The following is a 21,855-nucleotide window of genomic DNA, read 5'->3' on the forward strand; positions in this document are numbered from 1 at the left end:
AAGGGTTTAGAACATGGAAAGTTGTGAAGAATTATTTTCGTGGTTTAAAAGCCATTGCTTACGTGATAATCCACCTGCATATCCAGTTAGGGAACCGTCACTGCCAATTACGCGATGGCAGGGAATTACTATCCAGAGCGGATTTTTTCCGTTTGCCGAAGCTACTGCCCGTATTGCCTTTTCGTTACCTAGCTTTCTGGAAAGTTCAAGGTAACTACAGGTTTTTCCAAAAGGAATTTCGTTAAGCGCTTTCCAAACTTTTTTCTGAAAAGCAGTTCCTTTGGGGTTAAGCTTTAAGCTGAATTCTTTAAGATCTCCTTTAAAATAATCGTTTAATTCTTGAACTGCCAATTGAAAAAAAGAAGGTATTTCTGTTGAAGTTGGAATTTCTTCATCCAGGATTTGAATTGCCGTTATTCCCGCTTCGTCTCCACTAATGCTGGCCGTTCCCAGCGGAGTTTTCAGAAATATCTGATGTGGCATCTGCGTCTTCCTCATTGTCTTTCCTTTGAATTAACCCAAGGCGTTTTGCTCTTTTTTCCCAGTTTTGGCGTGCCAGCATCTGCATATCTTCAATACTATCACTTTCATCCATAATTTCAAGGCCTAAAAGCGTTTCAATAATATCTTCCATGGTTACCAGGCCAACCGTATTTCCAAATTCATCTACAATCATGGAGATATGCCCTCTTTTTTGAACAAAATTCTCAAAAAGTTCTGGTATTGGGGTGTCTGCGGCACTCATAAAGATTTCTCTTTTTAAAGAGCTTAAAGGCTCTGGCCCCCTATCATCAATCATTTGTTCCAGCACATCATCTTTTAATATGAATCCTGTTACATTGTTGGTTTGGTTCTTATAAACAGGAATCCTGGAAAATTTAAGGTTTTTATGGGTTCTGTGAAACTCTTCTATGCTGGTATCTTCGTTTTCAATAATAGCAACAGAATAAGGCGTCATTACATCTTTTGCTTTAACCGATTTAAATACCAGGAGGTTTTTAATAACCGTTGTTTCACTTTCATCAAAAACACCTTCTTCCTCGGCAGCATCTGTAATTGCAGCAAATTCTTCGCGATTCATAGACGAAACATGGGCCGATTTCCCTATTAACTTAGTGGTAAGCATCATAAACCAAAGTATCCCGGTGTATTGCAGCGGGAAGATCATTATTTTAAGGGTTTTTGCCGTGAAATTTCCTAGAGATTGCCAATAGGTTGCACCAATGGTTTTAGGGATTATTTCGGAGAGAATCAAGATAGCCATGGTCATAATTGCAGATACTATTCCCACTGCATTGCCACCATCGCCATAAATTTTTTCTGCCTGTACCCCCACCAAAATAGCACCAACAGTATGGGCAATAGTATTAACGGTTAATATGGCAATTAAAGGCTTGTCTATATCCTGCTTAAAATTTGCCAGAGTTGTAGCGTATGCTTTTCCTTCTTTATTTTTAATTTTTATATAAGAAGGGGTTACACTCAATAAAGCTGCTTCCAGGATAGAACACATAAAGGAAAAGAAGATGGAAAGAACAGCAAATAAAATTAGTAATCCCATATTAGTTTTAAGGCTTGTTTGAAATACTAATTTAAAGATAATTCCTGCAAACAGGTACAAAGAAATGATAAAACATCAAAAACCGCCCCAATAGATAGAAATTGGGGCGTAATAAGAGTTGTTTAGGAGGTTTTAAGCCGAAAGTTTTTCATTAATTATACGCTGCCACTTCCTTGCAATAACCAAACTTTCTGATGCATTGTTGCGCTCATTTTCACTATCATCTTCATCATAAAAGATAATTTTGGTGAGTTTTGGATGTTTTTTGTTTTCTGAAAGATCTAAACTAACGCTTTTAATTAGTTTGTTGTTTTCAGGAAAAGTGCAAGAGTTTACTGTGCTACTTTTTACTTTAGTAAGGTCTAAAATTTTGTGTTGCATATTATTGGCAGGCTCTACAATAAGCAATTTATTTGCTTTGGTATCTAAGCCAAGTAATAGATTGGCCGAAACCTCAAAAGTGTCTGCGTTCAAGTTGTTTTGAGCACTTATATTTTTAAGGTTTTTAAGCCTGTTTTTTTCTTTGTTGTTTTGTTGCCAAATAAGGTATAGCACCGGCAGCATAAATAATGCTAAAAGGCCAAGGCCAATTAGTGTAGATACGGTATCCATTTTTGTAAAATTTAGGTGATTTTTTATGTGTTTGCTCTGTTATAGAGCCAGGTATGATTTACGAAAAAGCTTGAATTTTTCGGAAACCTGTAAAATCACCAGAAAAAATGGAAAGGATAAATATATTGTAGAATTAACTGCCTTTGATCTAAATGATTGAAAAATGTTAATTTCCCAATGTGAGGTGGCAGTATTTCTTTTGAAGTTAAAGTAGAAACAAAACTTCCTGAAAAATTTATACTATTTTCCTCTGAAGTGCTGTGTTCAGAACTAAGGTTTTCGGCAAATAGAACAGCTTGTTTGTTCTGTTCAGCTTGTAGATAATCGTAATTTCTGGAATCGAGATTCTCATCAGAAAAACCAGAAAAAGCAAAACCCTGCCCTGAAAAGGACATAAATAATATGGCTAATAGCGCATATAAAGTTCTAAAATTTTTCTGGTGTTTCATCTAGCAAAAGTATATAAAAACCGGTTTGTTAATTGCTAAAATTTAGTTATAAATTTTAGGAAATAAGCTTTACTGCATCCCTGACAAAATAACTGGCAATCATTGATGCCCCGGCACGTTTTATAGCGGTTAATTGTTCTAATACTACGGCATCATGGTCTAGCCAACCTTTTTCGGCCGCAGCTTTTATCATTGCATATTCCCCACTTACCTGGTAAACAGCTACCGGAATATCTACTACATTCCTAATGTCTCGAACAATATCTAAATAACATAAGCCGGGTTTTACCATCACAATATCTGCACCTTCCTCAATATCCATAAGGGTTTCTTTAACTGCTTCCTCACGGTTGGCAGGATCCATTTGATAGCTTTTTTTGTCTTTTGGAATATTCTCGGCATCAACCGGTGCAGAATCCAGAGCATCCCTAAACGGCCCGTAAAAAGCCGATGCATATTTGGCACTGTAACTCATAATTCCGGTGTCATAAAACCCCTGATCTTCCAATAAATTTCGCATTTCTAAAATGCGACCGTCCATCATATCGCTTGGAGCGAGGATATCGGCACCGGCTTTGGCATGAGAAAGTCCCATTTCAGCCAAGATGGCGGTGGTGTCGTCATTACTAATTTTCCCATCGGTAACTACTCCGTCGTGTCCATAAACAGAATATGGGTCCAAAGCAACATCGGTCATAACCAACATCTCAGGGACTGTATTTTTTACGGTTTTTATGGCTCGTTGCATAAGTCCGTCTGCGTTTAAAGCTTCCTTCCCTGTGTTATCTTTTAAATTTTCCGGGACTTTTACAAAAAGCAAAACCGATTTAATTCCTAATGCCCATAGCTCTTTTACCTCTTTCTCTAGCAAATCAAGACTAAACCTAAAGTAATTGGGCATAGAAGCGATCTCTTCCTTTTTGTTTTTTCCTTCCACCACAAAAAGCGGTGCGATAAAATCGTTTGGACTAATCGCGGTTTCTCTTACAAGACTACGAATAGCCTCATTAGTCCTTAATCTTCTATTTCTTCTTAGTGGATACATTTTTTTTGGCTTTAAGCCAATAGCTATAAGCAATTAGCTGTTGGCGTTTAATTTAATTTTTGAATTAAAGAGTTCAGCATTTTTTTAATTTCCTCTACTTGAAAAATTATTGGCTTGCTTTGCGCCTCTGTTATAAAATTAAGATCAACACTTAATAGAATTTGGTATTCTAATTCATTGACTGAACCAAATGCAATGTAGAGAAATCTTGCAAAATCTTTGTCGCTTTTCCTTCCACAACCTTCAGCAATATTTGTGGGAGTAGAACTGGAAGAACGTTTCATTTGGCTAACCAAACTATAAAGCTCTTCTTGAGGATAATTGGCTAGTATTTGATAAACATCAAGCGTGAGTTTATGAGCTTTTTCCCAAATTGAATAATTTTTATAGTTTCTCATATTTCCCTTCTTAATGCTAAAAGCTAAAGGCTGATAGCTATTAAACCCAATTTCGTGGTTTTTCCAAAACTTTTATTAATTTTTCTTCCTCGCTGCCTGGTTTGGGATGGTGGTTGTAAGCCCATTGTACGTGCGGGGGGAGGCTCATTAAAATACTTTCAATTCTTCCGTTGGTTTTTAATCCGAACAGGGTGCCTTTATCGTGTACTAAATTAAATTCTACGTAGCGTCCGCGTCTTATTTCCTGCCAGTTGCGGTTTGCCTCATTATAGGATAGGTTTTTGCGTTTCTCTACAATTGGAACATAGGCTGCAAGGAAACTATTGCCTACTTCGGTTACAAAATCATACCAGTCTTTAATAGTTTTTTCTTCTGAAGCTTTTAAATAATCAAAAAATAGTCCTCCAATTCCCCGGGCTTCATTTCTATGGGAATTCCAGAAATATTCGTCGCATTTTTTCTTGTATTCTGGATAGAATTCGGGGGAGTGTTTGTCGCAAGCTTCTTTTGAAACCTTATGAAAATGCACGGCATCTTCTTCAAACAGGTAATAGGGTGTAAGGTCTTGCCCGCCACCAAACCACTGGTCTAAAACCTTTCCATCTTTATCATACATTTCAAAATAACGCCAATTGGCATGAACGGTAGGTACCATCGGGTTTTTTGGATGTATTACCAGGCTAAGGCCACAAGCAAAAAAATCTACATCTCCCACTTTAAAATATTGTTGCATAGCCGGGGCCAAAGGTCCATGTACCGCCGAAATATTTACACCGCCTTTTTCAAAAACAGCGCCATTTTCTATAACCCGGGTTCTACCGCCACCACCTTCTTCTCGTTCCCAAAGATCCTGGTGAAACCTGGCTTTACCGTCTATTTCTTCTAATTTACTACAGATTTTATCCTGTAATTTTTCAATGTAATTATAAAATTCCGCTCTCATTTTTCAATCTTCAATATAAACCAGGTTGTTTTTTGTTTTCGCTATTTCTTTAGTTTCAGATACTTTACGGGCGCTTTTCATCTTTTCCTGAAGCAGTGTGATAACTGCTTTAGATGATAAATTAGTTCCCTGAAATATAGCCTGCCCAAACCTGTTATTATGTAAATCCATTGCTTTGGCAAGCTTTTGATTTGGAGAAAGCTTTTCGTGCAAACCCGTAAATTGATCACTCCAAATTCTGGCAGCTTCTACCGATTGGGAAATTCTAAAACATTCCCGGCAAATCAAATAATTCCACAGCGCGTGTCTAAAGGCATTTTCTTTACCATTTTTATGATGCTCTTTTTGATAAAGTTCATCACAAATTTTTAAGGTTTCAATAGTAGCCCGATAGGTGGGTAATATATAGCGAGGTTTACTTATAAAAACTTTAAAGACTGCAAACAGTTCTTTAAAGTTCATATTTTTAATCCGCGCCCAGACTGCCACTACCCGGCTTTATATTCTTTTACCGCTTCTACAAAGGCTTTTGCGTTCTCTACCGGTATATCGGGCAAAATACCGTGCCCCAGGTTTACGATATACCTATCTTTTCCAAATTCATTAATCATTTGGGTTACCATTTTTTTGATCTCTGCCGGTGGGGAATACAACCTTGAAGGGTCAAAATTACCCTGTAAGGTAATTTTGCCTCCGCTTAAATACCGGGCATTTCTGGCGCTAATCGTCCAGTCTACACCTAAAGCTGAAGCTCCCGAATTTGCCATTTCATTAAGGGCAAACCAGCAGCCTTTTCCAAATGCTATTACCGGAATATCATCTTTTAAGGCATCAATTATTTGCTGGATGTATTTCCAGGAGAATTCCTGGTAATCTACAGGGCTCAACATACCGCCCCAGGAATCAAAAATTTGTACGGCATCTACGCCGGCTTCAACCTTGGCTTTGAGGTAAGCGATCGTTGTATCGGTTATTTTTTGCAACAATTGGTGGGCTGCTATTGGGTTGGTAAAACAAAACTTCTTGGCTTTATCAAAGTTTTTAGAACCCTGGCCCTGTACAGCATAACATAAAATTGTCCATGGGGAACCTGCAAAACCAATAAGCGGAACTTCATTATTCAGTTCCTGTTTGGTCATTTTAATAGCATCCATCACGTAACCCAAAGTCTCTTCTATATTGGGAACAATCACCTCTTCTACGGCTTTTGTTGTGCGAATAGGATTGGGTAACCATGGGCCAACGCCCGGTTTCATTTCTACCTCTATGTTCATGGCCTGTGGAACCACCAAAATATCGCTAAATAAAATAGCCGCATCGGTACCTACCTGGTGTATTGGCATAACCGTAATTTCGGTAGCCAATTCTGGAGTCCTGCAACGAGTAAAGAAGTCGTACTTTTCTTTAAGCTTCATAAAATCTGGAAGGTAACGGCCTGCCTGTCGCATCATCCAAACCGGTGGTCGCTCTACTGTTTCACCTTTTAAAGCCTTTAGAAATAGATCGTTTTTTATCATTTTTTAAAATATTTTACTACCTGTACAATCACATTTTCAATGCTTGGTTTGGTAGCAATTATTATGTTGTTTGTATGTTTTTTGGCTTCTAAAGCAGTAGTATTTCCTATACAAAATGCGGTGATGCCTGAAAGTGTATTTTTTTCGGTAAAACTTTGTACGGCACTTGGACTAAAGAATAGAATTCCATCAAAATTTTGGGAAAATGCCTGTGGATTTAGGCTTGTATTATAGACTTGAATTTCCTGAAACTTAATATTTTCTTGTTGTAGCCTTCCGGGAATTTCGTCCATCCTTTTATTGCCGCAAAAAAATGTAAAAGTTTCTGAAGCATATTTTTTGGCAATAATATTGGCTAAATCTTTACCATAATCTGCAACTTCCTGTATGTGAAAACCATTATCGCTTAAAAGTTCGGCGGTTTTTTCCCCAACACAAAAGCAGTTTTTAAACCTTCTTTTTCCCAATACAGCGTTTACCGAGTTTTTACTGGTAAAAATTACGTTTTCAATTTCTTTTGATGGAAGTTGAGCATTGGTAGGACTTATAAAAATCGCATCATATTCTACCAGGCTTAATCCCGAATTTAGAAACAACTGTTTCTGGGAATTACTGAGTTTTTTTGTGGAGAGAATGCTTTTCATTCCAAATTGTTTAAATAAAAATCAGTCCTGACTATTTATTTCGGCTTTTATTTGCTGCATTAGTTTCGAGCCGCCATTATTTAGAACTTCTTCAGCACAACGCTTTCCTAAATTTTTAAATTCGTTTAAAGCAACCGTTTTTTCTATCCCAATTTTTTGTTTTCCGTCCAGACTAAAAAGAGCAGCTTTAAAATAAATCAGGTCTTTTTCAATGGTAGCTAATGCACCAATTGGAGCGGTACAACCGCCTTCGAGAACCTTTAGAAATTCGCGTTCAACATGTACGCATATTTCAGATTCTTTATGGTTTAATAAAGCAAGGGCTTTTCGTGTAAAGTCATCTTGCTCAATGGCAACTACCAGCATGGCACCCTGTGCCGGGGCCGGAATCATCCAATTTAGATCTATAAAGTTTTCTGGTTTTAAAGCGATACGTTCCAGGCCGGCAGCAGCGAAAATTGCCCCATTCCAGGCATTATCCTCTAATTTCTTCATCCTGGTGTTTACATTGCCGCGTAAGTCTACTACCCGATGTGCCGGGTATTTATTTAACCATTGAGCTTTTCTTCTTAAACTGCCTGTAGCAATAGTTCCTTCTTTTTCAAGGAAATCAAGACCTTTGTGAACAAGAATATCTTTAGTGTTGGCACGTTTTAAGACCGCAGCCTCCACGATTCCTTTTGGAAGTGCTGTGGGCACATCTTTCATAGAGTGCACAGCAATATCAATATCACCATTTATCATGGCCACATCCAGGGTTTTGGTGAAAATCCCGGTAATGCCCATTTCGTAAAGTGGTTGATTCAAATTAAGATCTCCCGTAGATTTAACGGGCAAAAGTTGAGTTTTGTGGCCTGCTTTTTCTAATGCATTCTGCACAGTCTTTGCCTGCCAGAGAGCGAGTTCGCTATCCCTGGTGCCAATACGAATTACTTTATTCATTGCGCCTGTTCTTCTAGCTGAAATACTTTCTGGATTAATTCCAGGCTTTCGTTGGTAGTTTCCGAATCTTCTTTTAAATGATTGGCAAAATGCTTCATTATTTTTTGAATAATCCTGTCGCTAACTATTTCAGCTTGTTCATCGTTAAAATCTGATATTTTTTTACGCTGAAAATCGAGCTCGGCATCTTTCATACTTCTAAGCTTTTTCTTCAAAGCTTTTATTGTAGGAGCAAATTTTCTTGTTTCAAGCCATTTATTGAAGTCTGTCTCTACTTCTTTGATAATAACTTCGGCTTCTGGAATAAAACGCTTTCTACGCTCTAAATTTTCATCTGTAATTTTTGAAAGTTCATCCAGGTGCACCAGTTTTACGTTAAGCAAATGTGCTACATCTTCTGAAACGTTCTTTGGAATAGAAAGGTCTAAAACCAATAAATCTTTATTAGAATAGATTAGTTCTTTAGAGATAGTAGGGTTTTGCGCCCCGGTGGCAACAATAAGAATATCTGTATTTCTTATTTCTGCCTGTAAATCGGCATAATCTTTAACGATAAGATTAAATTTCCCGGCAATTTTTTCCGCTTTATCCTTGGTGCGGTTAATTAGGGTTATATGTTCGTTATGGGTATGTTTAATTAGGTTTTCGCAGGTGTTTCGTCCTATTTTTCCGGTGCCGAAAAGCAAGATGTTTTTGTCGGTTACATTAGGTACATTTTTCAAAATGTATTGTACCGAGGCAAAAGATACTGAGGTAGCCCCCGTTGAAATTTGAGTTTCGTTTTTAATACGCTTGCTCGCCTGTATTACGGCATTAACCAGTCTTTCTAAAAAGGCATTCACCAAACCAAGTTTTTTGGAACGGGTAAAGGCCAGTTTTAACTGACTAATAATTTCAAAATCCCCCAGGATTTGACTATCCAGACCGGTTCCCACCCTAAACATATGGGAAATGGCCTGTTTGTTTTTATGAACATATGCTACTTTTTCAAACTCTTCTACCGTGCCATGAGTGTGCTCACAGAGTAGCTTTATAAGTTGAAAAGGATGTTCGGCAAATCCATAGATTTCAGTTCGGTTGCAGGTAGAAGTTGCCAGAATGGCCTCAATACCTTCAGCATTAGCCTGAAGTAACAAACGTTTTTTTGCTTCTTCATCTAAACTAAAATGTCCTCTTATTTCTGCATCGGCCTTTTTGTAACTAAGACCAATTGTATAAAAATGTTTTCCGCTTGCTATATGATAATCTTTCATGTACCTGTATGGGGTATTCGGTTGCAAAATTAAGCTAATGATAAATCAAAAAGTAACGCTCAAAGTACTTTTTGTATCGCTTTCAGTTATTTTGGTTTTTTTAACTCCTTAAAATATGGTATTTGCTTACATTTGTAGCAATAATAGTCCATTTGGACAGTGCAGTTTAGAACTGTTCTAAATAGTATTAAAATTCAAAATATGGTTTTAGAAGATAAAAATAACGCTGAAAGATTTACAGAGGGTTTGAAGATTGAAGAGGGTTTTTATCTTTTAAAGTTTCAAAATGATACTTCTGATAGCCAAAAAATCATAAGGAATATTGATAGTAGTTTTATTCAGTTCCATTTTAATTTGAAAGGGAATTGTAAGTTTCAGTTTAATAAGGGCAATTACGAGCTCCCGCTTAACGAAGAAAGTTCATTGTTATTATATAATCCGCAGCAGGATCTTCCGCTTAACCTGGTTTTAGAACCAAATTCCTGGTTAATTTCGCTAGTGATTTCTATTAAAAAATTTCATTCACTTTTTTCTCAGGAAGCGGGCTATATTACTTTTTTAAGTGCAGAAAATAAAGATAAAAAGTATTATAAAGACGCTCCTATTTCGCCCTCTATGGCCATAGTGCTTAACCAGGTGATGAATTTCAATCTTACCCGCAGTATAAAAAACCTTTACTTTAAGGCTAAGGCCTATGAATTGTTGAGTTTATACTTTAATCGAACAGAAGATCCCGATGTAGAGCAATGCCCTTTTTTAATTGACGAAGAGAATATTATAAAAATAAGAAAAGCCAAAGATATTGTGATTTCCCGAATGGCCGAACCGCCTTCATTACAGGAATTATCTGATGAAATTGGATTAAGCCTTAAAAAATTAAAAGAAGGTTTCAAACAAATTTACGGTGATTCTGTTTACAGTTTTCTATTTGATTATAAAATGGAATTTGCAAGAAAGCTTTTGGATAGTGGCGATTATAATGTAAACGAAGTGGGTTTAAAGGTAGGCTATAGTACTTCCAGTCATTTTATTGCCGCGTTTAAAAAGAAATTCGGTACAACACCAAAAAAATATATCATGTCACTAACCCCAAACCTGTAAATATGTATAGATTAGGAGTGCTTGTTTTTTTAGGGCTTTCTCTTTTTAATCAACATAACTGTTTTGCACAAGATGCCGGGAATAAAGACAGTAAGGTGCAAAAGCAGGTAATGGTTTTCTATAAAACCGAAGGTTTTTGGCACAAATCTATTCCTGCGGGTTTAGACTTACTTAAGCAGCTTGCATCAAATCACAGTTTTAAAGTAACTACCACTAAAGATGGCAGTGATTTTAACGGGAAAAATCTTGCTGGATTTAATCTTGTGATTTTTCTTAATACCACGGGAAATGTTTTAAACAAAAGTGAGCAGGATGCTTTTGAAAAATATATAAAGAAAGGGGGGAATTTCTTCGGAATTCACGCCGCGGCAGATACCGAGTTTGAATGGCCCTGGTTTGGTAAGTTAGTAGGTGGATATTTTGCCGGCCACCCTAAGGTACAGGAAGCAGATATTTATGTAAATATGCCCAAGCACCCAACGGTTTCGCATCTGCCAAAGATTTGGACCAGAACAGATGAATGGTATAATTATAAAAATTTAAACCCCGAAATGCAGGTTTTGCTCTATCTTGATGAGAATTCGTATGAAGGTGGTACTAACGGTGATGAACATCCCATTGCCTGGATGAGAAAAACCGGCTACGGTGGAATTTCAATTTATACAGGTTTGGGGCATACTATTCAATCTTATAGTGAACCAGACTTTAAGGAGCATATTTTACAAAGTATTTTGTACATATTAAACGAAGTAAAAAAATAAAATCTCTATAAAGTCATAAGAAAGTGTAATACAATAAAGTTTTATTGCATTTTTAATAAGCTTATTTTTGAGGTTGAAAAAGAAAAATTATGAGTAAAGGCGTACTATTGGTTAACCTGGGGTCTCCAAAAAGCACCGACCCTAAAGACGTAAAAGAATACCTGGACGAATTTTTAATGGATGAGCGGGTTATAGATGTGCCATATTGGGCTCGTACCCTTCTGGTAAGGGGTATTGTGTTAAATACAAGGCCTAAAAAATCGGCTGCAGCCTATCAAAAAATATGGTGGGAAGAAGGCTCTCCACTCATTGTATTGTCTGAACGGCTTCAGGAGAAGATAGATAAAAACACCTCGGTGCCAATTGCTTTAGCCATGCGTTATGGAGAACCAAGTATAAAATCCGGGCTTCAGGAATTGCACGATAAAGGGGTAGATGAGGTGTTGCTATTTCCATTATATCCGCAATTTGCAATGGCTACTACAGAAACTATTCTTGTTTTGGCCGAAGAGCTTAGAAAAGAACATTTCCCGGAAATGCAATTTACCACCATGCCACCATTTTATAATCACTCCGATTATATTAGGGTGTTGGCCGAAAGTATTGCCGAAAATCTTAAAGGAAAAGATTTCCAGCATTTATTGTTTTCTTATCATGGGGTGCCAGAGCGGCATATTAGAAAAAGTGACGTTACCAAATCGCATTGTAAGATCGATGGCAGTTGTTGCCAAACGGCTTCGGCAGCGCATCAATTTTGTTATCGCCACCAGTGTTTTGAAACCACCAGGCTGGTTGCCGAATATTTAGAATTAAAAGAAAACTCTTATAGCGTTTCTTTTCAATCCCGTTTAGGTTTCGATCCATGGTTACAACCTTATACCGATAGAACCATAGAGCGTTTTGGAAAACAGGGAATGAAAAAACTGGCTATTGTTACTCCGGCTTTCGTTTCAGATTGTTTAGAAACCCTGGAAGAAATAGCCATGGAAGGCGAGGAGATATTTCACGAAGTGGGCGGTGAAGAATTTACTGTGGTTCCCTGTTTAAACGATAGAGACGATTGGGTTAAGGTGCTTTCCCGTTGGGTAGATGAATGGGCGCATCAAAAGCCGGTTAATGCATAATGGCTTCGGTAAATTCCACAAATCTTGGAGAGAAACCAATAGCTAAATTACTCGTGCAACAAGCGGCACCGGCTTCTATAGGAATTCTGGTGATGTCGCTAAATATTTTAATCGATACTATATTTGTAGGAAACTGGATTGGTTCTACGGCTATTGCAGCAATAAACGTAGTTCTTCCGGTTTCTTTTTTTATTGCCGCCCTGGGTATGGCCATTGGTATTGGGGGATCATCCATAATTAGTCGGGCCCTTGGTGCCAATAATCATAAAAAGGCCGTAAAAACTCTTGGGAATCAAATTAGCCTTACCTTACTTCTTACCATTAGTCTTGTAATTATAGGGCTTGTTTTTGTAGATTCCCTTATTCCGGCTTTTGGTGGAAAAGGTGATATTTTTGAGCCGGCAAAAATTTATTATACCATCGTGCTTTACGGCGTACCGTTTTTAGCACTTTGCATGATGGGAAATACCGTGATTAGGGCAGAAGGTAAGCCTAAATTTGCGATGATTGCCATGATTATTCCCTCTGTAGGGAATTTGCTCTTAGATTATATCCTTATCAATCAAATGGGGCTTGGAATGTGGGGCGCAGCCTGGGCTTCTACCGCTTCTTACTTTTTTTGCTTTGCCTATGTCTTCTGGTTTTTTATTTCTAAAAATTCCGAGCTTAAAATTAGATTACCAGATTTTCAACTTCATAAAACTATAATTTCTGAAATAGGCTCGCTGGGATTTGTCACCTTAGCACGGCAGGCTGTAGTTAGTATTATTTATTTACTGATGAATAATATTTTGTTTGATCTTGGTGGGGAAGATTCAGTAGCGATTTATGCTATTATTGGAAGAATGCTCATGTTTGCCCTTTTTCCCGTTTTGGGGGTTACACAGGGTTTTTTGCCCATTGCCGGTTTTAATTATGGCGCTCAAAAATACCACCGGGTAAAGAAAAGTATTAATACTGCAATTTTATATGCCTGTGGCCTGGGATTGTTGGTCTTTGGCGGTATTATGTTATTTGCTGAAGAAATTGTTGGAATCTTTACTCAAAACCCAACGATTATTGCTGCAACCCCAAATGCCATGCGCTGGGTTTTTGCTGCAACACCTATTGTAGCTATTCAATTAATTGGGGCTGCATATTACCAGGCGGTTGGAAAGGCCATTCCTGCTTTATTGCTTACCCTTTCGCGTCAGGGTTTCTTTTTTATCCCGTTAATACTTATTTTACCTGAATATTTCGGTGAAATTGGAGTTTGGATCTCTTTTCCTATTGCCGATTTACTTTCAACGCTACTCACAGCTTATTTCTTGAATAGGGAAATAAGGCTAAAACTAAGGCCCGCAACCTCCCGATAATTTTTCCATAGAAAAATTCATAAATCCCTATCTTTGTTGGAAAGGCCGAAAAACCATGGATAAGAATGCTTTGAAAATAGAACTGATTCAAAAAATCATTGCTTGTGATGATGAAGATTTGCTTTTGAAGATGGTAGCTTTGTTGAAAAATGTAAAACCCGGGGCCAGTGAACCAGGAGAAAACTATGAAGTAGAAAGCCGAAGTAGCCAACTTTCAAAGGAACAATTGAAGGAAATAGATGAGCGGAACAAGGCTTATTTGGAAGGGAATTTGGAAACCGAATCACTGGAAACCTTCAATAAAAAAATTTTTGAAAAATATGGGGTTTAAGCTTAAAATAAGCGTAAAGGCCCGTTTGGATGTTCAGGAAGCTATAGATTGGTATAACAACCAATTATCTGAATTAGGAATAAGATTTCTAAATGATTTTCGAAGTACTATAGTGTATATCACTGAAAACCCATATTCATTCAGAAAATTTGATGGTAATAACAGGGAAGCAAGACTAACAATCTTTCCTTATTTAATCATCTATAAGGTTGAAGATCTTAAAATTACAGTTCTTGGTGTTTTCAACACTCATCAAAACCCAACCAAAAAACCATAATTAGTGATAGAATATTACCAATACATAAAAGCTTTACATCTTATCTTTGTGATCACCTGGTTCGCCGGGCTTTTTTATATTCCGCGCTTGTTTATTTATCATATTGAAGCAACCCAAAAACCGGAACCGGAAAAGAGTATTTTGGCTTCCCAGCTAAAGTTAATGACAAAAAGACTCTGGTTTATTATCACCTGGCCTTCGGCTATTTTAGCCAGTTTGTTCGCTTTTTTACTCCTTCACCTTTCTCCAGGATGGCTTTCACAAGATTGGATGTTGGTAAAATTAGGTTTTGTAGTCTTGTTGTATGCCTATCATTTTAAAACACATCTCATTTTTAAAGAACTCCAAAATGATGTGGTGAAATGGAGCTCAAACCAAATGAGGCTTTGGAACGAAGTATCTACTTTAATCCTCTTTTCGGTTATATTTTTAGTGATTGTAAGAGATGCTTTAAACTGGATTTACGGAGTTTTGGGTATTTTCCTATTGGCCGCAATGTTAATGTTGGGCGTTAAAATTTATAAGCGCATTAGAGCTAAAAATCCTGATGCTTAATTGGTGCGATAATTGCTTACATTGAGCTAATTATTAATTATGAAGCTTTCAAAACTTTCTTTAAGTACCCGCATTTTTATCTCCATGATCCTATTGGTGTTGGGAGCTTCTATTTTAATTGTGGGTATTACGGTATATCAATATAAGCACGAAGCCGAGAATTATCACCGTGAGCGCCTGGAAAGAAAAGAACAGGCTATTAAGGAAAATATTAAATTTATTCTGGCCAGTACTACTTTTCTGGTAAATACCGAGAATATAGACATCATTTTTAGGGAGCGCAATAAGATTCATGAAATGGCCCAGGTTCATGAAATGCAAATCAACATTTATGATCTTCAGGGGGAACTCTTAATAAAATCTGATCAATCCTTTTTCAGAGATACTACCGATAATCAGCTAGATGCGCATATTTTACGAAAATTAGAACTATCGGAAAGCAAAAGGTATATTGAAAAAAATGAAATTAACGATCAAAAATTTCAGTCTTCTTATTCTTATATTTTAGATGGAAAATTTAAACCCCTGGCTATCCTCTATCTTCCCTATGTGCAGGATGATACGGTTTTAAACCGCGATTTAAATAATTTCCTTCTACGAATGGGAGAAGTGTATTTATTTATGTTGGTGCTGGCAATTATTTTGTCTTATTTCCTTTCAAAATATATCACTAAATCCCTAAAAATTATTTCAGATAAAATTACAGAAACCAGGCTGGATAAACGCAACCAGAAAATAGATATTAACAATGCTTCCGAAGAGATTTATACCCTTGTGGCGGCTTATAATAGTATGATAGATGAGCTGGAAGAAAGTGCTGTAAAACTGGCTGCCAGTGAACGGGAGCAGGCTTGGCGCGAAATGGCCAAACAGGTAGCTCACGAAATTAAAAATCCGTTAACTCCAATGCGTTTAAGCGTTCAAAGTTTTGAGCGTAATTTTAATAAACATGATCCTGAAATTGAAGCAAAAGTAGCCGAATATTCTACTACCCTCATCAACCAGATAGATACAATGAGCTCTATTGCAGAGGCGTTTTCAAATTTCGCCAAAATGCCAGCGCAGCAAAATGAGATGCTAAACGTGCCAAAAATAGTAAAGCTCGCACTGGATATTTTCAATGAAAATTATATTCAATTTACCAGTGAAAAAGAAGAAATCCTTGCCAAATTTGACCGAACACAACTTATTAGGGTTATAACCAACTTGGTGAAAAATGCCATACAGGCTATGCAGGGCCAAGAAAATCCGCGAATTATGGTGAGTATTCATGAAGAAGAGGAAAATGTTTGTGTGATTATTTCAGATAATGGTGCAGGAATTTCCGAAGAAAATATAGAAAAGGTATTTGAACCTAAATTTACAACCAAAAATAGCGGGATGGGACTTGGGTTAGCTATGGTAAAGAATATTGTGGAAACCTATAACGGAAATATTACCTTTACTTCTAAACAGGGAAAAGGCACTACATTTAAGGTGCGATTTCCAAAATAAATAAAAACCGAATAAAAATCTTAGATATGGAATTCGAAAATATTGTAACCGAAAATAATGAGGGAATTTTACACATCATTATTAATCGTCCAAAAAAATTAAACGCATTAAACAGGGATACTATTCAGGAACTTCATGAGGCTTTTACTGATGCGAGGGAAGATGAAGAAGTAAAAGTGGTTATTTTAACCGGAAGCGGTGAAAAGGCCTTTGTAGCGGGTGCCGATATTAGTGAATTTGCCGATTTTTCTGCAGAAGAAGGTCGGGAGCTCGCCGCTAAAGGACAGGCCAATTTATTCGACTTTGTGGCAAATTTCCCGAAACCGGTGATTGCAGCGGTAAATGGTTTTGCCCTTGGCGGCGGACTCGAATTGGCCATGGCAGCACATTTTAGAGTGGCCAGCGATAACGCAAAAATGGGCTTACCCGAAACTTCCCTGGGTTTAATTCCCGGCTATGGTGGTACGCAACGACTTCCGCAACTTGTGGGCAAAGGGCGCGCTATGGAAATGATTATGACTGCCGGAATGATAGATGCTAAACAGGCGCTTCAATATAATCTTGTGAATCACGTTTGCGAGCCGGATGAACTTATAGAGTTTACCGAAAAAATTGCTCAAAAGATTATGAGGAATTCCCTGGTAGCTATGAGTGCAGCTATTAGAGCGGTTAATGCAAATTACGAAGATGGCGTAAACGGTTTTGAAGTTGAAATTAGCGAATTTGGAAGTTCTTTCGCAACCGAAGATTTTAAAGAAGGGACTTCAGCCTTTTTAAATAAACGCAAAGCCGATTTTCCGGGGAAATAAATAATACAGACCAAAATTTGCTCTTAAAAATTCTTATATGAAAAAACTCTTATTAATACTATTCCTTAGTACTTTTAGCTTAAGTGCCCAGGAACAAGCGAAACCTTTTTTTGAAAATGGGGAAGCACAAGTTGTTCCTGAATTTAATATCCCCGAAGATTGGATTCGCGAAGATCTATGGGTAGAAACCAATTTTGATACTGATGGTGATGAATTGCCAGACAGGATGCATGTAGCGGTAACCAGGCCAAAACAAACCGAGACCGAAGGTTTAAAGCTTCCTGTAGTTTATGAGTCCAGTCCCTATTTTGCAGGCGTGGCACCCGATGTAGAAGGTGCTTTTTATGATGTTTATCACGAGCTTGGGGAAAAGGGGAAAGATATTGTTAATCCATCTGTAACCAGAATTGGGGAGCGCCCAATCATTTCCAATTCACAAATAAATACCTGGGTGCCGCGTGGATACATCGTAGTACATTCTTCATCGCCGGGAACAGGGCTTTCGCAAGGCTCTCCAACCGTAGGGGGAGATAACGAATCTCTCGCGCCAAAAGCGGTAATAGATTGGCTTAACGGGCGGGCGAAAGGATATAAGACTCCTTATGGAGACGAAGAAGTTGAAGCTTACTGGACCACCGGAAAGGTGGGGATGACAGGGACTTCCTATAACGGAACAATTCCTCTGGCAGCTGCCACAACAGGGGTAGAAGGTTTGGAAGCTATTATTCCCATCGCACCAAATACTTCTTATTACCATTATTATCGTTCCAATGGGTTGGTGCGTTCGCCGGGTGGTTATCTGGGCGAAGATGTAGATGTGCTGTATAATTTTATTCATAGTGGTGATGAATCAAAACGCGCTTATGCCGATTCTGTTTATCGCGATACCGAAATTAAAAATGGGATTGACCGTATAACCGGAGACTATAACGAGTTTTGGGCGGGTCGTGACTATTTAAATGAAATGGAACCTATGAAGGCCGCATTATTTATGGCACACGGTTTTAACGATTGGAATGTAATGCCAGAGCATAGTTACCGTATTTATAAAGCTGCAGAAGAAAAAGGCCTGCCGGTTAAAATCTATTACCATCAATATGGGCACGGTGGTCCACCACCAATTTCCATGATGAATAAGTGGTTTACCAAATACTTGTTTGGAGTAGATAATGATATAGAAAAAGGCCCTAAAGCTTATATTGTTCGGGAAGATGACCATCCCAAAAAACCAACGGCTTATGCAAATTATCCAAATCCGGATGCTGAAAAAGTTAGATTGTATTTACAGAACAACGGATTAAAAAAGGGAGCGCTTAGCACTAAAAAAATAAAAAATCAGGGAAAACAAACCTTAATTGATAATCATAATTTCTCTGCAGATTCTCTGGCAAAGCTTAAAAGCTCTAAACATCGTTTATTATTTACCACACCTATTTTAAATGAAGATGTGCATCTTTCGGGCTTGTCCACTATAAAGATTAAGTTGGCTAGTAGTAAGCCGGCAGCAAATCTTTCGGTATGGATGGTTTCGCTGCCCTGGAATTCAGGTGAGAATACCAAAATAACCGATAATATTATCACCAGGGGTTGGGCAGATCCGCAAAATTATAAATCGCTAACCGAAAGTGAAGCTTTAGAACCGGGTAGGTTTTATGAATTGTCCTTCGACCTTAATCCCGATGATCAGGTAATTCCTGCCGGGCAACAAATAGGGTTGATGATTTTTTCCAGCGACAATAAATTTACGTTGTTACCAGAACCAGGCACCCAACTTACTGTAGATCTCGATGAAACCCATATAGAGATTCCGGTGGTGGGTGGAATGCCGGCCTTACAAAAAGCAATGAAATAATAGGATAAAGTCCTAAAAAAAGGAATTATTCCAATATTTAAATTAACTTTGAGGTGTATTGCTACCTCAAAGTTTTTTTATGTCCAAAATTGAAAACTATATAAAAGGGCGGGGTGCCCAAAAAAATGTGCACAATCGTTTTAATGCTCTTGAACACGAGTTTAGAGATGATTTTTTAAATTACTGTGCAGTTGAAGGCGATGAAGTTCAGAATTCTAAAACGCTTTTAATAGATACCTTCCCTAAAAGCATTGTAAATAAAGTGACCAGCCCCGATGTTGGTATGGGCTTCTCCTTAAATCCGTATCAGGGTTGCGAACATGGATGTATTTATTGCTATGCCAGGAACTCCCATGAATATTGGGGCTATGGGGCCGGACTTGATTTTGAGCAAAAGATCCTGGTAAAAAGAAATGCGGTAACACTGCTGGAGAAAAAGCTTAGCAGTAAAAAATGGGAAGCCAAACCTATTGTACTTTCAGGAAATACCGATTGTTACCAGCCTACAGAGAAGAAACTGGAAATTACCAGGCAACTATTGGAAACCTTTCTAAAATACAAACATCCTGTGGGCATTATCACCAAAAATGCCCTGGTGCAAAGGGATATGGATATTCTTAGAGAACTGGCGGCAGATAATTTAGTACATGTAAACCTTTCGGTTACTTCGCTTGATGAAAAGACCCGTAGTATTTTGGAACCCCGAACGGCCAGTATAAAGAAACGCCTGGAAACCATAGAAAAACTTTCTACGGCTCATATTCCGGTAAGTGTTATGATGGCACCCATAATACCTTCTATTAATTCTCACGAAATTATGCCCCTGGTTAAAGAGGTTTCGGAAAGGGGCGCATTGGGAGTGGGCTACACTATTGTGCGTTTAAACGGTTCAATTGGAGCAATTTTTACTGACTGGATTAAGAAAACAATGCCCGATAGGGCCAGTAAAGTATTACACCAAATTGAAAGTGTGCACGGCGGAAGCTTAAATGATAGCAGGTTTGGTACAAGAATGAAGGGGGAAGGTGAGTTCGCCGATCAGGTAAAGCAGCACTTTAAAATAGCAAGGGCTAAATATTTAAAAGGAAAAGCGAGACCGCAGCTAAACTGTGATTTACATGAAGAATTTAAAGATGGTCAAATGAAACTTTTTTAAAAGAGTATCCTGTTGCTGAACTCGCTTATAAATTTATTGGCACCGCCAAAGGCTGTAATGCCCCGAGGTAGTTTACTTTCAATTTTTTTCAAAGATTACATTTGCATTAAATTTAGTCTCATTTTTTTAAGTTTATGACGAATTTATAAGCTTTATGCTGAAATCATTAATATTTTAGAGAACAGAGAACAGAGAACAGAGAAAATATGCCGGAACTACCTGAAGTTGCCTATCAAAAAAAATATGCCGATGCTACTATTTTGCATAAAAAGATTGTAAAAGTAGAAACCGGGGATAAAAAAATATACCAGTCAGATAAAAGTGAATTTGAAAAAGTGCTTCAAAACAATCATTTTACCACTAGCGAGCGTTTGGGAAAATATTTGTTCCTCAATTTAGAAAAGCAGGGATGTTTGGTGGTACATTTTGGGATGACCGGTAAGCTAGTATACTACCAGCACAACGAGATTCCAAAATATGCGCAACTTACGCTAACTTTTCAGGATCATTCCAGGCTTTCCTTTACCTGCCCCCGGAAGTTCGGAAAACTCTATTTAGCTGAAAGCTTAGCCCAATTTCAAAAAGAGAATAATTTAGGAATTGATGCTTTGGCGCTTAAAAAAGAGATGTTTTTAGAGATTTTAAAGGCTAAAACCGGAAGTATAAAAGGTTTGCTAATGAATCAAAAACTCATTGCCGGAATTGGAAATTTATATGCCGATGAGGTGCTGTTTCAGTCTAAGGTTCACCCGGCCACCAGGGTGAATAAACTTTCAACAAAAGAGAAAACCGAAATTTTTAAAAACATTGTTGAGGTTTTAGAAGTAGTGAAAAAGGCCAGGATGGAAGGAAAAAAACTTCCTGAAAGTTATCTGACTTCGGTGCGAAAAAAAGCTGCAGCCTGTCCGCGGAACAACGGTAAAATAGAGCAAATTAAAATTTCCGGGAGAACCACCTATTTTTGCCCTGCCTGTCAAAAAGAAAAAGCTTGATTTTTAAAGCTCCCCATTCCACTCGGCATAAAACTGTTCCAGGTACATTTCCATAAACTCGTGACGTTTTTGGGCAATATCCTTTCCGGTTTTAGTGTTCATTCGGTCCTTTAGTAAAAGCAACTTTTCATAAAAATGATTAATAGTTGGGGCGCTAGAAGCTTTATATTCTTCCTTGCTCATATTGAGCCTGGGTTTAATTTCGGGGTTATAAAGCGCACGTTCTTTAAACCCTCCGTAATTAAAAGTCCTGGCAATACCAATAGCTCCCAAAGCATCCAGCCGGTCGGCGTCCTGGACGATCTTTAATTCAATTGAGTTAAAATCCTGCTGAACATTTCCTCCTTTAAAAGATACGTTTTCGATAATTTTTACCACCTGTGTTATAATTTCAGCAGAAACCTGTTGTTTTTTAAGGAATTCTGAAGCCACTTTAGGCCCTATGGTTTCGTCGCCATTATGGAATTTAGAATCGGCAATATCGTGGAGAAGCGCACCCAATTCTACGATAAAAAGATCGGCAGTTTCAGTTTTCGCAATTAATTTCGCATTTCTCCAAACCCGTTGAATATGAAACCAATCGTGACCACCTTCCGCATTTTTAAGGCTTTCTTTTACGAAGTCTTCGGTATTTTTTAAAACCTGAGATTTATTCATATTCAAATCAAAGAATATTTTTGGAAG

General features: G+C 37.8%; 25 protein-coding genes. 12 read left to right on the plus strand and 13 right to left on the minus strand.

The window, feature by feature from the left end; all coding sequences use genetic code 11:
• Positions 1-6: 6 nt before the first annotated feature.
• From I6U50_RS13135 to hemA, 12 genes are all read right to left on the minus strand, one after another.
• Complete coding sequence (locus I6U50_RS13135; protein WP_198639167.1) at positions 7-483, minus strand: methylated-DNA--[protein]-cysteine S-methyltransferase; 477 nt, start codon at positions 481-483, stop codon at positions 7-9.
• The gene (locus I6U50_RS13140; protein WP_198627910.1) at positions 434-1,561 is read right to left on the minus strand and encodes a CNNM domain-containing protein; all 1,128 of its coding nucleotides are present in this window, start codon (positions 1,559-1,561) and stop codon (positions 434-436) included. The genes I6U50_RS13135 and I6U50_RS13140 overlap by 50 nt, the downstream gene beginning before the upstream one ends.
• A 132-nt stretch (positions 1,562-1,693) precedes the next feature.
• Positions 1,694-2,173: a hypothetical protein gene (locus I6U50_RS13145; RefSeq protein ID WP_198639168.1), complete on the minus strand. Its 480-nt coding sequence runs from the start codon at positions 2,171-2,173 to the stop codon at positions 1,694-1,696.
• A 95-nt stretch (positions 2,174-2,268) separates the two neighbouring features.
• Positions 2,269-2,622: a hypothetical protein gene (locus I6U50_RS13150; RefSeq protein WP_198639169.1), complete on the minus strand. Its 354-nt coding sequence runs from the start codon at positions 2,620-2,622 to the stop codon at positions 2,269-2,271.
• Between the two features lie 55 nt (positions 2,623-2,677).
• Positions 2,678-3,667, minus strand: a complete 990-nt coding sequence (gene hemB / locus I6U50_RS13155) for a porphobilinogen synthase (RefSeq protein WP_198639170.1) — start codon at positions 3,665-3,667, stop codon at positions 2,678-2,680.
• A 47-nt stretch (positions 3,668-3,714) separates the two neighbouring features.
• Positions 3,715-4,065 (minus strand): four helix bundle protein, encoded by a 351-nt coding sequence (locus tag I6U50_RS13160; RefSeq protein WP_198639171.1) that lies wholly within the window; start codon positions 4,063-4,065, stop codon positions 3,715-3,717.
• Between the two features lie 40 nt (positions 4,066-4,105).
• Positions 4,106-5,008 (minus strand): oxygen-dependent coproporphyrinogen oxidase, encoded by a 903-nt coding sequence (hemF, locus tag I6U50_RS13165; protein WP_198639172.1) that lies wholly within the window; start codon positions 5,006-5,008, stop codon positions 4,106-4,108.
• Positions 5,009-5,011: 3 nt separating this feature from the next.
• Complete coding sequence (locus tag I6U50_RS13170) at positions 5,012-5,470, minus strand: DUF6973 domain-containing protein (protein ID WP_198639173.1); 459 nt, start codon at positions 5,468-5,470, stop codon at positions 5,012-5,014.
• A gap of 26 nt (positions 5,471-5,496) precedes the next feature.
• Positions 5,497-6,525, minus strand: a complete 1,029-nt coding sequence (gene hemE, locus I6U50_RS13175) for a uroporphyrinogen decarboxylase (protein WP_198639174.1) — start codon at positions 6,523-6,525, stop codon at positions 5,497-5,499.
• On the minus strand, positions 6,522-7,169 hold the full coding sequence (locus I6U50_RS13180; RefSeq protein ID WP_198639175.1) for a uroporphyrinogen-III synthase: 648 nt from the start codon (positions 7,167-7,169) through the stop codon (positions 6,522-6,524). The genes hemE and I6U50_RS13180 overlap by 4 nt, the downstream gene beginning before the upstream one ends.
• A 21-nt stretch (positions 7,170-7,190) precedes the next feature.
• Positions 7,191-8,111, minus strand: a complete 921-nt coding sequence (hemC, locus tag I6U50_RS13185; protein WP_198639176.1) for a hydroxymethylbilane synthase — start codon at positions 8,109-8,111, stop codon at positions 7,191-7,193.
• Entirely contained in the window at positions 8,108-9,364 is a 1,257-nt protein-coding gene (gene hemA, locus I6U50_RS13190) for a glutamyl-tRNA reductase (RefSeq protein WP_198639177.1), read from the minus strand. Before hemA ends, hemC begins: the two co-directional genes overlap by 4 nt.
• Positions 9,365-9,565: 201 nt before the next feature.
• On the opposite strand from hemA, the gene I6U50_RS13195 reads away from it, so the two are divergent.
• The 12 genes from I6U50_RS13195 (at position 9,566) to I6U50_RS13250 (ending at position 21,171) form a co-directional block, all read left to right on the plus strand.
• A complete protein-coding gene (locus I6U50_RS13195) occupies positions 9,566-10,465 on the plus strand; it encodes an AraC family transcriptional regulator (RefSeq protein ID WP_198627920.1) in 900 nt (299 codons plus the stop codon).
• A 2-nt stretch (positions 10,466-10,467) separates the two neighbouring features.
• Positions 10,468-11,226, plus strand: coding sequence for a ThuA domain-containing protein (locus tag I6U50_RS13200; RefSeq protein WP_198639178.1), 759 nt, complete (start codon positions 10,468-10,470; stop codon positions 11,224-11,226).
• A gap of 89 nt (positions 11,227-11,315) precedes the next feature.
• The gene (gene hemH / locus I6U50_RS13205) at positions 11,316-12,350 is read left to right on the plus strand and encodes a ferrochelatase (protein ID WP_198639179.1); all 1,035 of its coding nucleotides are present in this window, start codon (positions 11,316-11,318) and stop codon (positions 12,348-12,350) included.
• Positions 12,350-13,705 carry an MATE family efflux transporter gene (locus I6U50_RS13210; RefSeq protein WP_198639180.1) on the plus strand — a complete coding sequence of 452 codons (1,356 nt, stop codon included), beginning with the start codon at positions 12,350-12,352 and terminating at the stop codon, positions 13,703-13,705. Before hemH ends, I6U50_RS13210 begins: the two co-directional genes overlap by 1 nt.
• Before the next feature lie 55 nt (positions 13,706-13,760).
• Positions 13,761-14,036: a hypothetical protein gene (locus I6U50_RS13215; RefSeq protein ID WP_198627924.1), complete on the plus strand. Its 276-nt coding sequence runs from the start codon at positions 13,761-13,763 to the stop codon at positions 14,034-14,036.
• Entirely contained in the window at positions 14,026-14,313 is a 288-nt protein-coding gene (locus I6U50_RS13220; protein WP_198627925.1) for a type II toxin-antitoxin system RelE/ParE family toxin, read from the plus strand. The genes I6U50_RS13215 and I6U50_RS13220 overlap by 11 nt, the downstream gene beginning before the upstream one ends.
• 6 nt (positions 14,314-14,319) lie before the next feature.
• Positions 14,320-14,868, plus strand: a complete 549-nt coding sequence (locus tag I6U50_RS13225) for a CopD family protein (RefSeq protein ID WP_198627946.1) — start codon at positions 14,320-14,322, stop codon at positions 14,866-14,868.
• Positions 14,869-14,907: 39 nt separating this feature from the next.
• On the plus strand, positions 14,908-16,362 hold the full coding sequence (locus tag I6U50_RS13230) for a sensor histidine kinase (RefSeq protein ID WP_198639181.1): 1,455 nt from the start codon (positions 14,908-14,910) through the stop codon (positions 16,360-16,362).
• Positions 16,363-16,388: 26 nt separating this feature from the next.
• Positions 16,389-17,171, plus strand: coding sequence for an enoyl-CoA hydratase/isomerase family protein (locus I6U50_RS13235; protein WP_198639182.1), 783 nt, complete (start codon positions 16,389-16,391; stop codon positions 17,169-17,171).
• A 37-nt stretch (positions 17,172-17,208) separates the two neighbouring features.
• Positions 17,209-19,023 carry a Xaa-Pro dipeptidyl-peptidase gene (locus tag I6U50_RS13240; protein WP_198639183.1) on the plus strand — a complete coding sequence of 605 codons (1,815 nt, stop codon included), beginning with the start codon at positions 17,209-17,211 and terminating at the stop codon, positions 19,021-19,023.
• Positions 19,024-19,102: 79 nt separating this feature from the next.
• Positions 19,103-20,179, plus strand: coding sequence for a PA0069 family radical SAM protein (locus tag I6U50_RS13245; protein ID WP_198639184.1), 1,077 nt, complete (start codon positions 19,103-19,105; stop codon positions 20,177-20,179).
• 206 nt (positions 20,180-20,385) lie between these two features.
• Positions 20,386-21,171 carry an Fpg/Nei family DNA glycosylase gene (locus I6U50_RS13250; protein ID WP_198639185.1) on the plus strand — a complete coding sequence of 262 codons (786 nt, stop codon included), beginning with the start codon at positions 20,386-20,388 and terminating at the stop codon, positions 21,169-21,171.
• A gap of 3 nt (positions 21,172-21,174) precedes the next feature.
• Here the strand turns inward: I6U50_RS13250 and I6U50_RS13255 are convergent, their stop codons facing one another.
• On the minus strand, positions 21,175-21,828 hold the full coding sequence (locus I6U50_RS13255; protein WP_198639186.1) for an HD domain-containing protein: 654 nt from the start codon (positions 21,826-21,828) through the stop codon (positions 21,175-21,177).
• Positions 21,829-21,855: the final 27 nt, after the last annotated feature.

Origin of the sequence: Salegentibacter maritimus, from assembly GCF_016236975.1 — a bacterium.
GTDB lineage: Bacteria > Bacteroidota > Bacteroidia > Flavobacteriales > Flavobacteriaceae > Salegentibacter > Salegentibacter maritimus.

Excerpts from the sequence above, each read along its gene's own strand:
- I6U50_RS13135 (WP_198639167.1), bottom strand. The coding sequence starts at position 483 with ATGCCACATCAGATATTTCTGAAAACTCCGCTGGGAACGGCCAGCATT.
- I6U50_RS13140 (WP_198627910.1), bottom strand. The coding sequence starts at position 1,561 with ATGGGATTACTAATTTTATTTGCTGTTCTTTCCATCTTCTTTTCCTTT.
- I6U50_RS13145 (WP_198639168.1), bottom strand. The coding sequence starts at position 2,173 with ATGGATACCGTATCTACACTAATTGGCCTTGGCCTTTTAGCATTATTT.
- I6U50_RS13150 (WP_198639169.1), bottom strand. The coding sequence starts at position 2,622 with ATGAAACACCAGAAAAATTTTAGAACTTTATATGCGCTATTAGCCATA.
- hemB (WP_198639170.1), bottom strand. The coding sequence starts at position 3,667 with ATGTATCCACTAAGAAGAAATAGAAGATTAAGGACTAATGAGGCTATT.
- I6U50_RS13160 (WP_198639171.1), bottom strand. The coding sequence starts at position 4,065 with ATGAGAAACTATAAAAATTATTCAATTTGGGAAAAAGCTCATAAACTC.
- hemF (WP_198639172.1), bottom strand. The coding sequence starts at position 5,008 with ATGAGAGCGGAATTTTATAATTACATTGAAAAATTACAGGATAAAATC.
- I6U50_RS13170 (WP_198639173.1), bottom strand. The coding sequence starts at position 5,470 with ATGAACTTTAAAGAACTGTTTGCAGTCTTTAAAGTTTTTATAAGTAAA.
- hemE (WP_198639174.1), bottom strand. The coding sequence starts at position 6,525 with ATGATAAAAAACGATCTATTTCTAAAGGCTTTAAAAGGTGAAACAGTA.
- I6U50_RS13180 (WP_198639175.1), bottom strand. The coding sequence starts at position 7,169 with ATGAAAAGCATTCTCTCCACAAAAAAACTCAGTAATTCCCAGAAACAG.
- hemC (WP_198639176.1), bottom strand. The coding sequence starts at position 8,111 with ATGAATAAAGTAATTCGTATTGGCACCAGGGATAGCGAACTCGCTCTC.
- hemA (WP_198639177.1), bottom strand. The coding sequence starts at position 9,364 with ATGAAAGATTATCATATAGCAAGCGGAAAACATTTTTATACAATTGGT.
- I6U50_RS13195 (WP_198627920.1), top strand. The coding sequence starts at position 9,566 with ATGGTTTTAGAAGATAAAAATAACGCTGAAAGATTTACAGAGGGTTTG.
- I6U50_RS13200 (WP_198639178.1), top strand. The coding sequence starts at position 10,468 with ATGTATAGATTAGGAGTGCTTGTTTTTTTAGGGCTTTCTCTTTTTAAT.
- hemH (WP_198639179.1), top strand. The coding sequence starts at position 11,316 with ATGAGTAAAGGCGTACTATTGGTTAACCTGGGGTCTCCAAAAAGCACC.
- I6U50_RS13210 (WP_198639180.1), top strand. The coding sequence starts at position 12,350 with ATGGCTTCGGTAAATTCCACAAATCTTGGAGAGAAACCAATAGCTAAA.
- I6U50_RS13215 (WP_198627924.1), top strand. The coding sequence starts at position 13,761 with ATGGATAAGAATGCTTTGAAAATAGAACTGATTCAAAAAATCATTGCT.
- I6U50_RS13220 (WP_198627925.1), top strand. The coding sequence starts at position 14,026 with ATGGGGTTTAAGCTTAAAATAAGCGTAAAGGCCCGTTTGGATGTTCAG.
- I6U50_RS13230 (WP_198639181.1), top strand. The coding sequence starts at position 14,908 with ATGAAGCTTTCAAAACTTTCTTTAAGTACCCGCATTTTTATCTCCATG.
- I6U50_RS13235 (WP_198639182.1), top strand. The coding sequence starts at position 16,389 with ATGGAATTCGAAAATATTGTAACCGAAAATAATGAGGGAATTTTACAC.
- I6U50_RS13240 (WP_198639183.1), top strand. The coding sequence starts at position 17,209 with ATGAAAAAACTCTTATTAATACTATTCCTTAGTACTTTTAGCTTAAGT.
- I6U50_RS13245 (WP_198639184.1), top strand. The coding sequence starts at position 19,103 with ATGTCCAAAATTGAAAACTATATAAAAGGGCGGGGTGCCCAAAAAAAT.
- I6U50_RS13250 (WP_198639185.1), top strand. The coding sequence starts at position 20,386 with ATGCCGGAACTACCTGAAGTTGCCTATCAAAAAAAATATGCCGATGCT.
- I6U50_RS13255 (WP_198639186.1), bottom strand. The coding sequence starts at position 21,828 with ATGAATAAATCTCAGGTTTTAAAAAATACCGAAGACTTCGTAAAAGAA.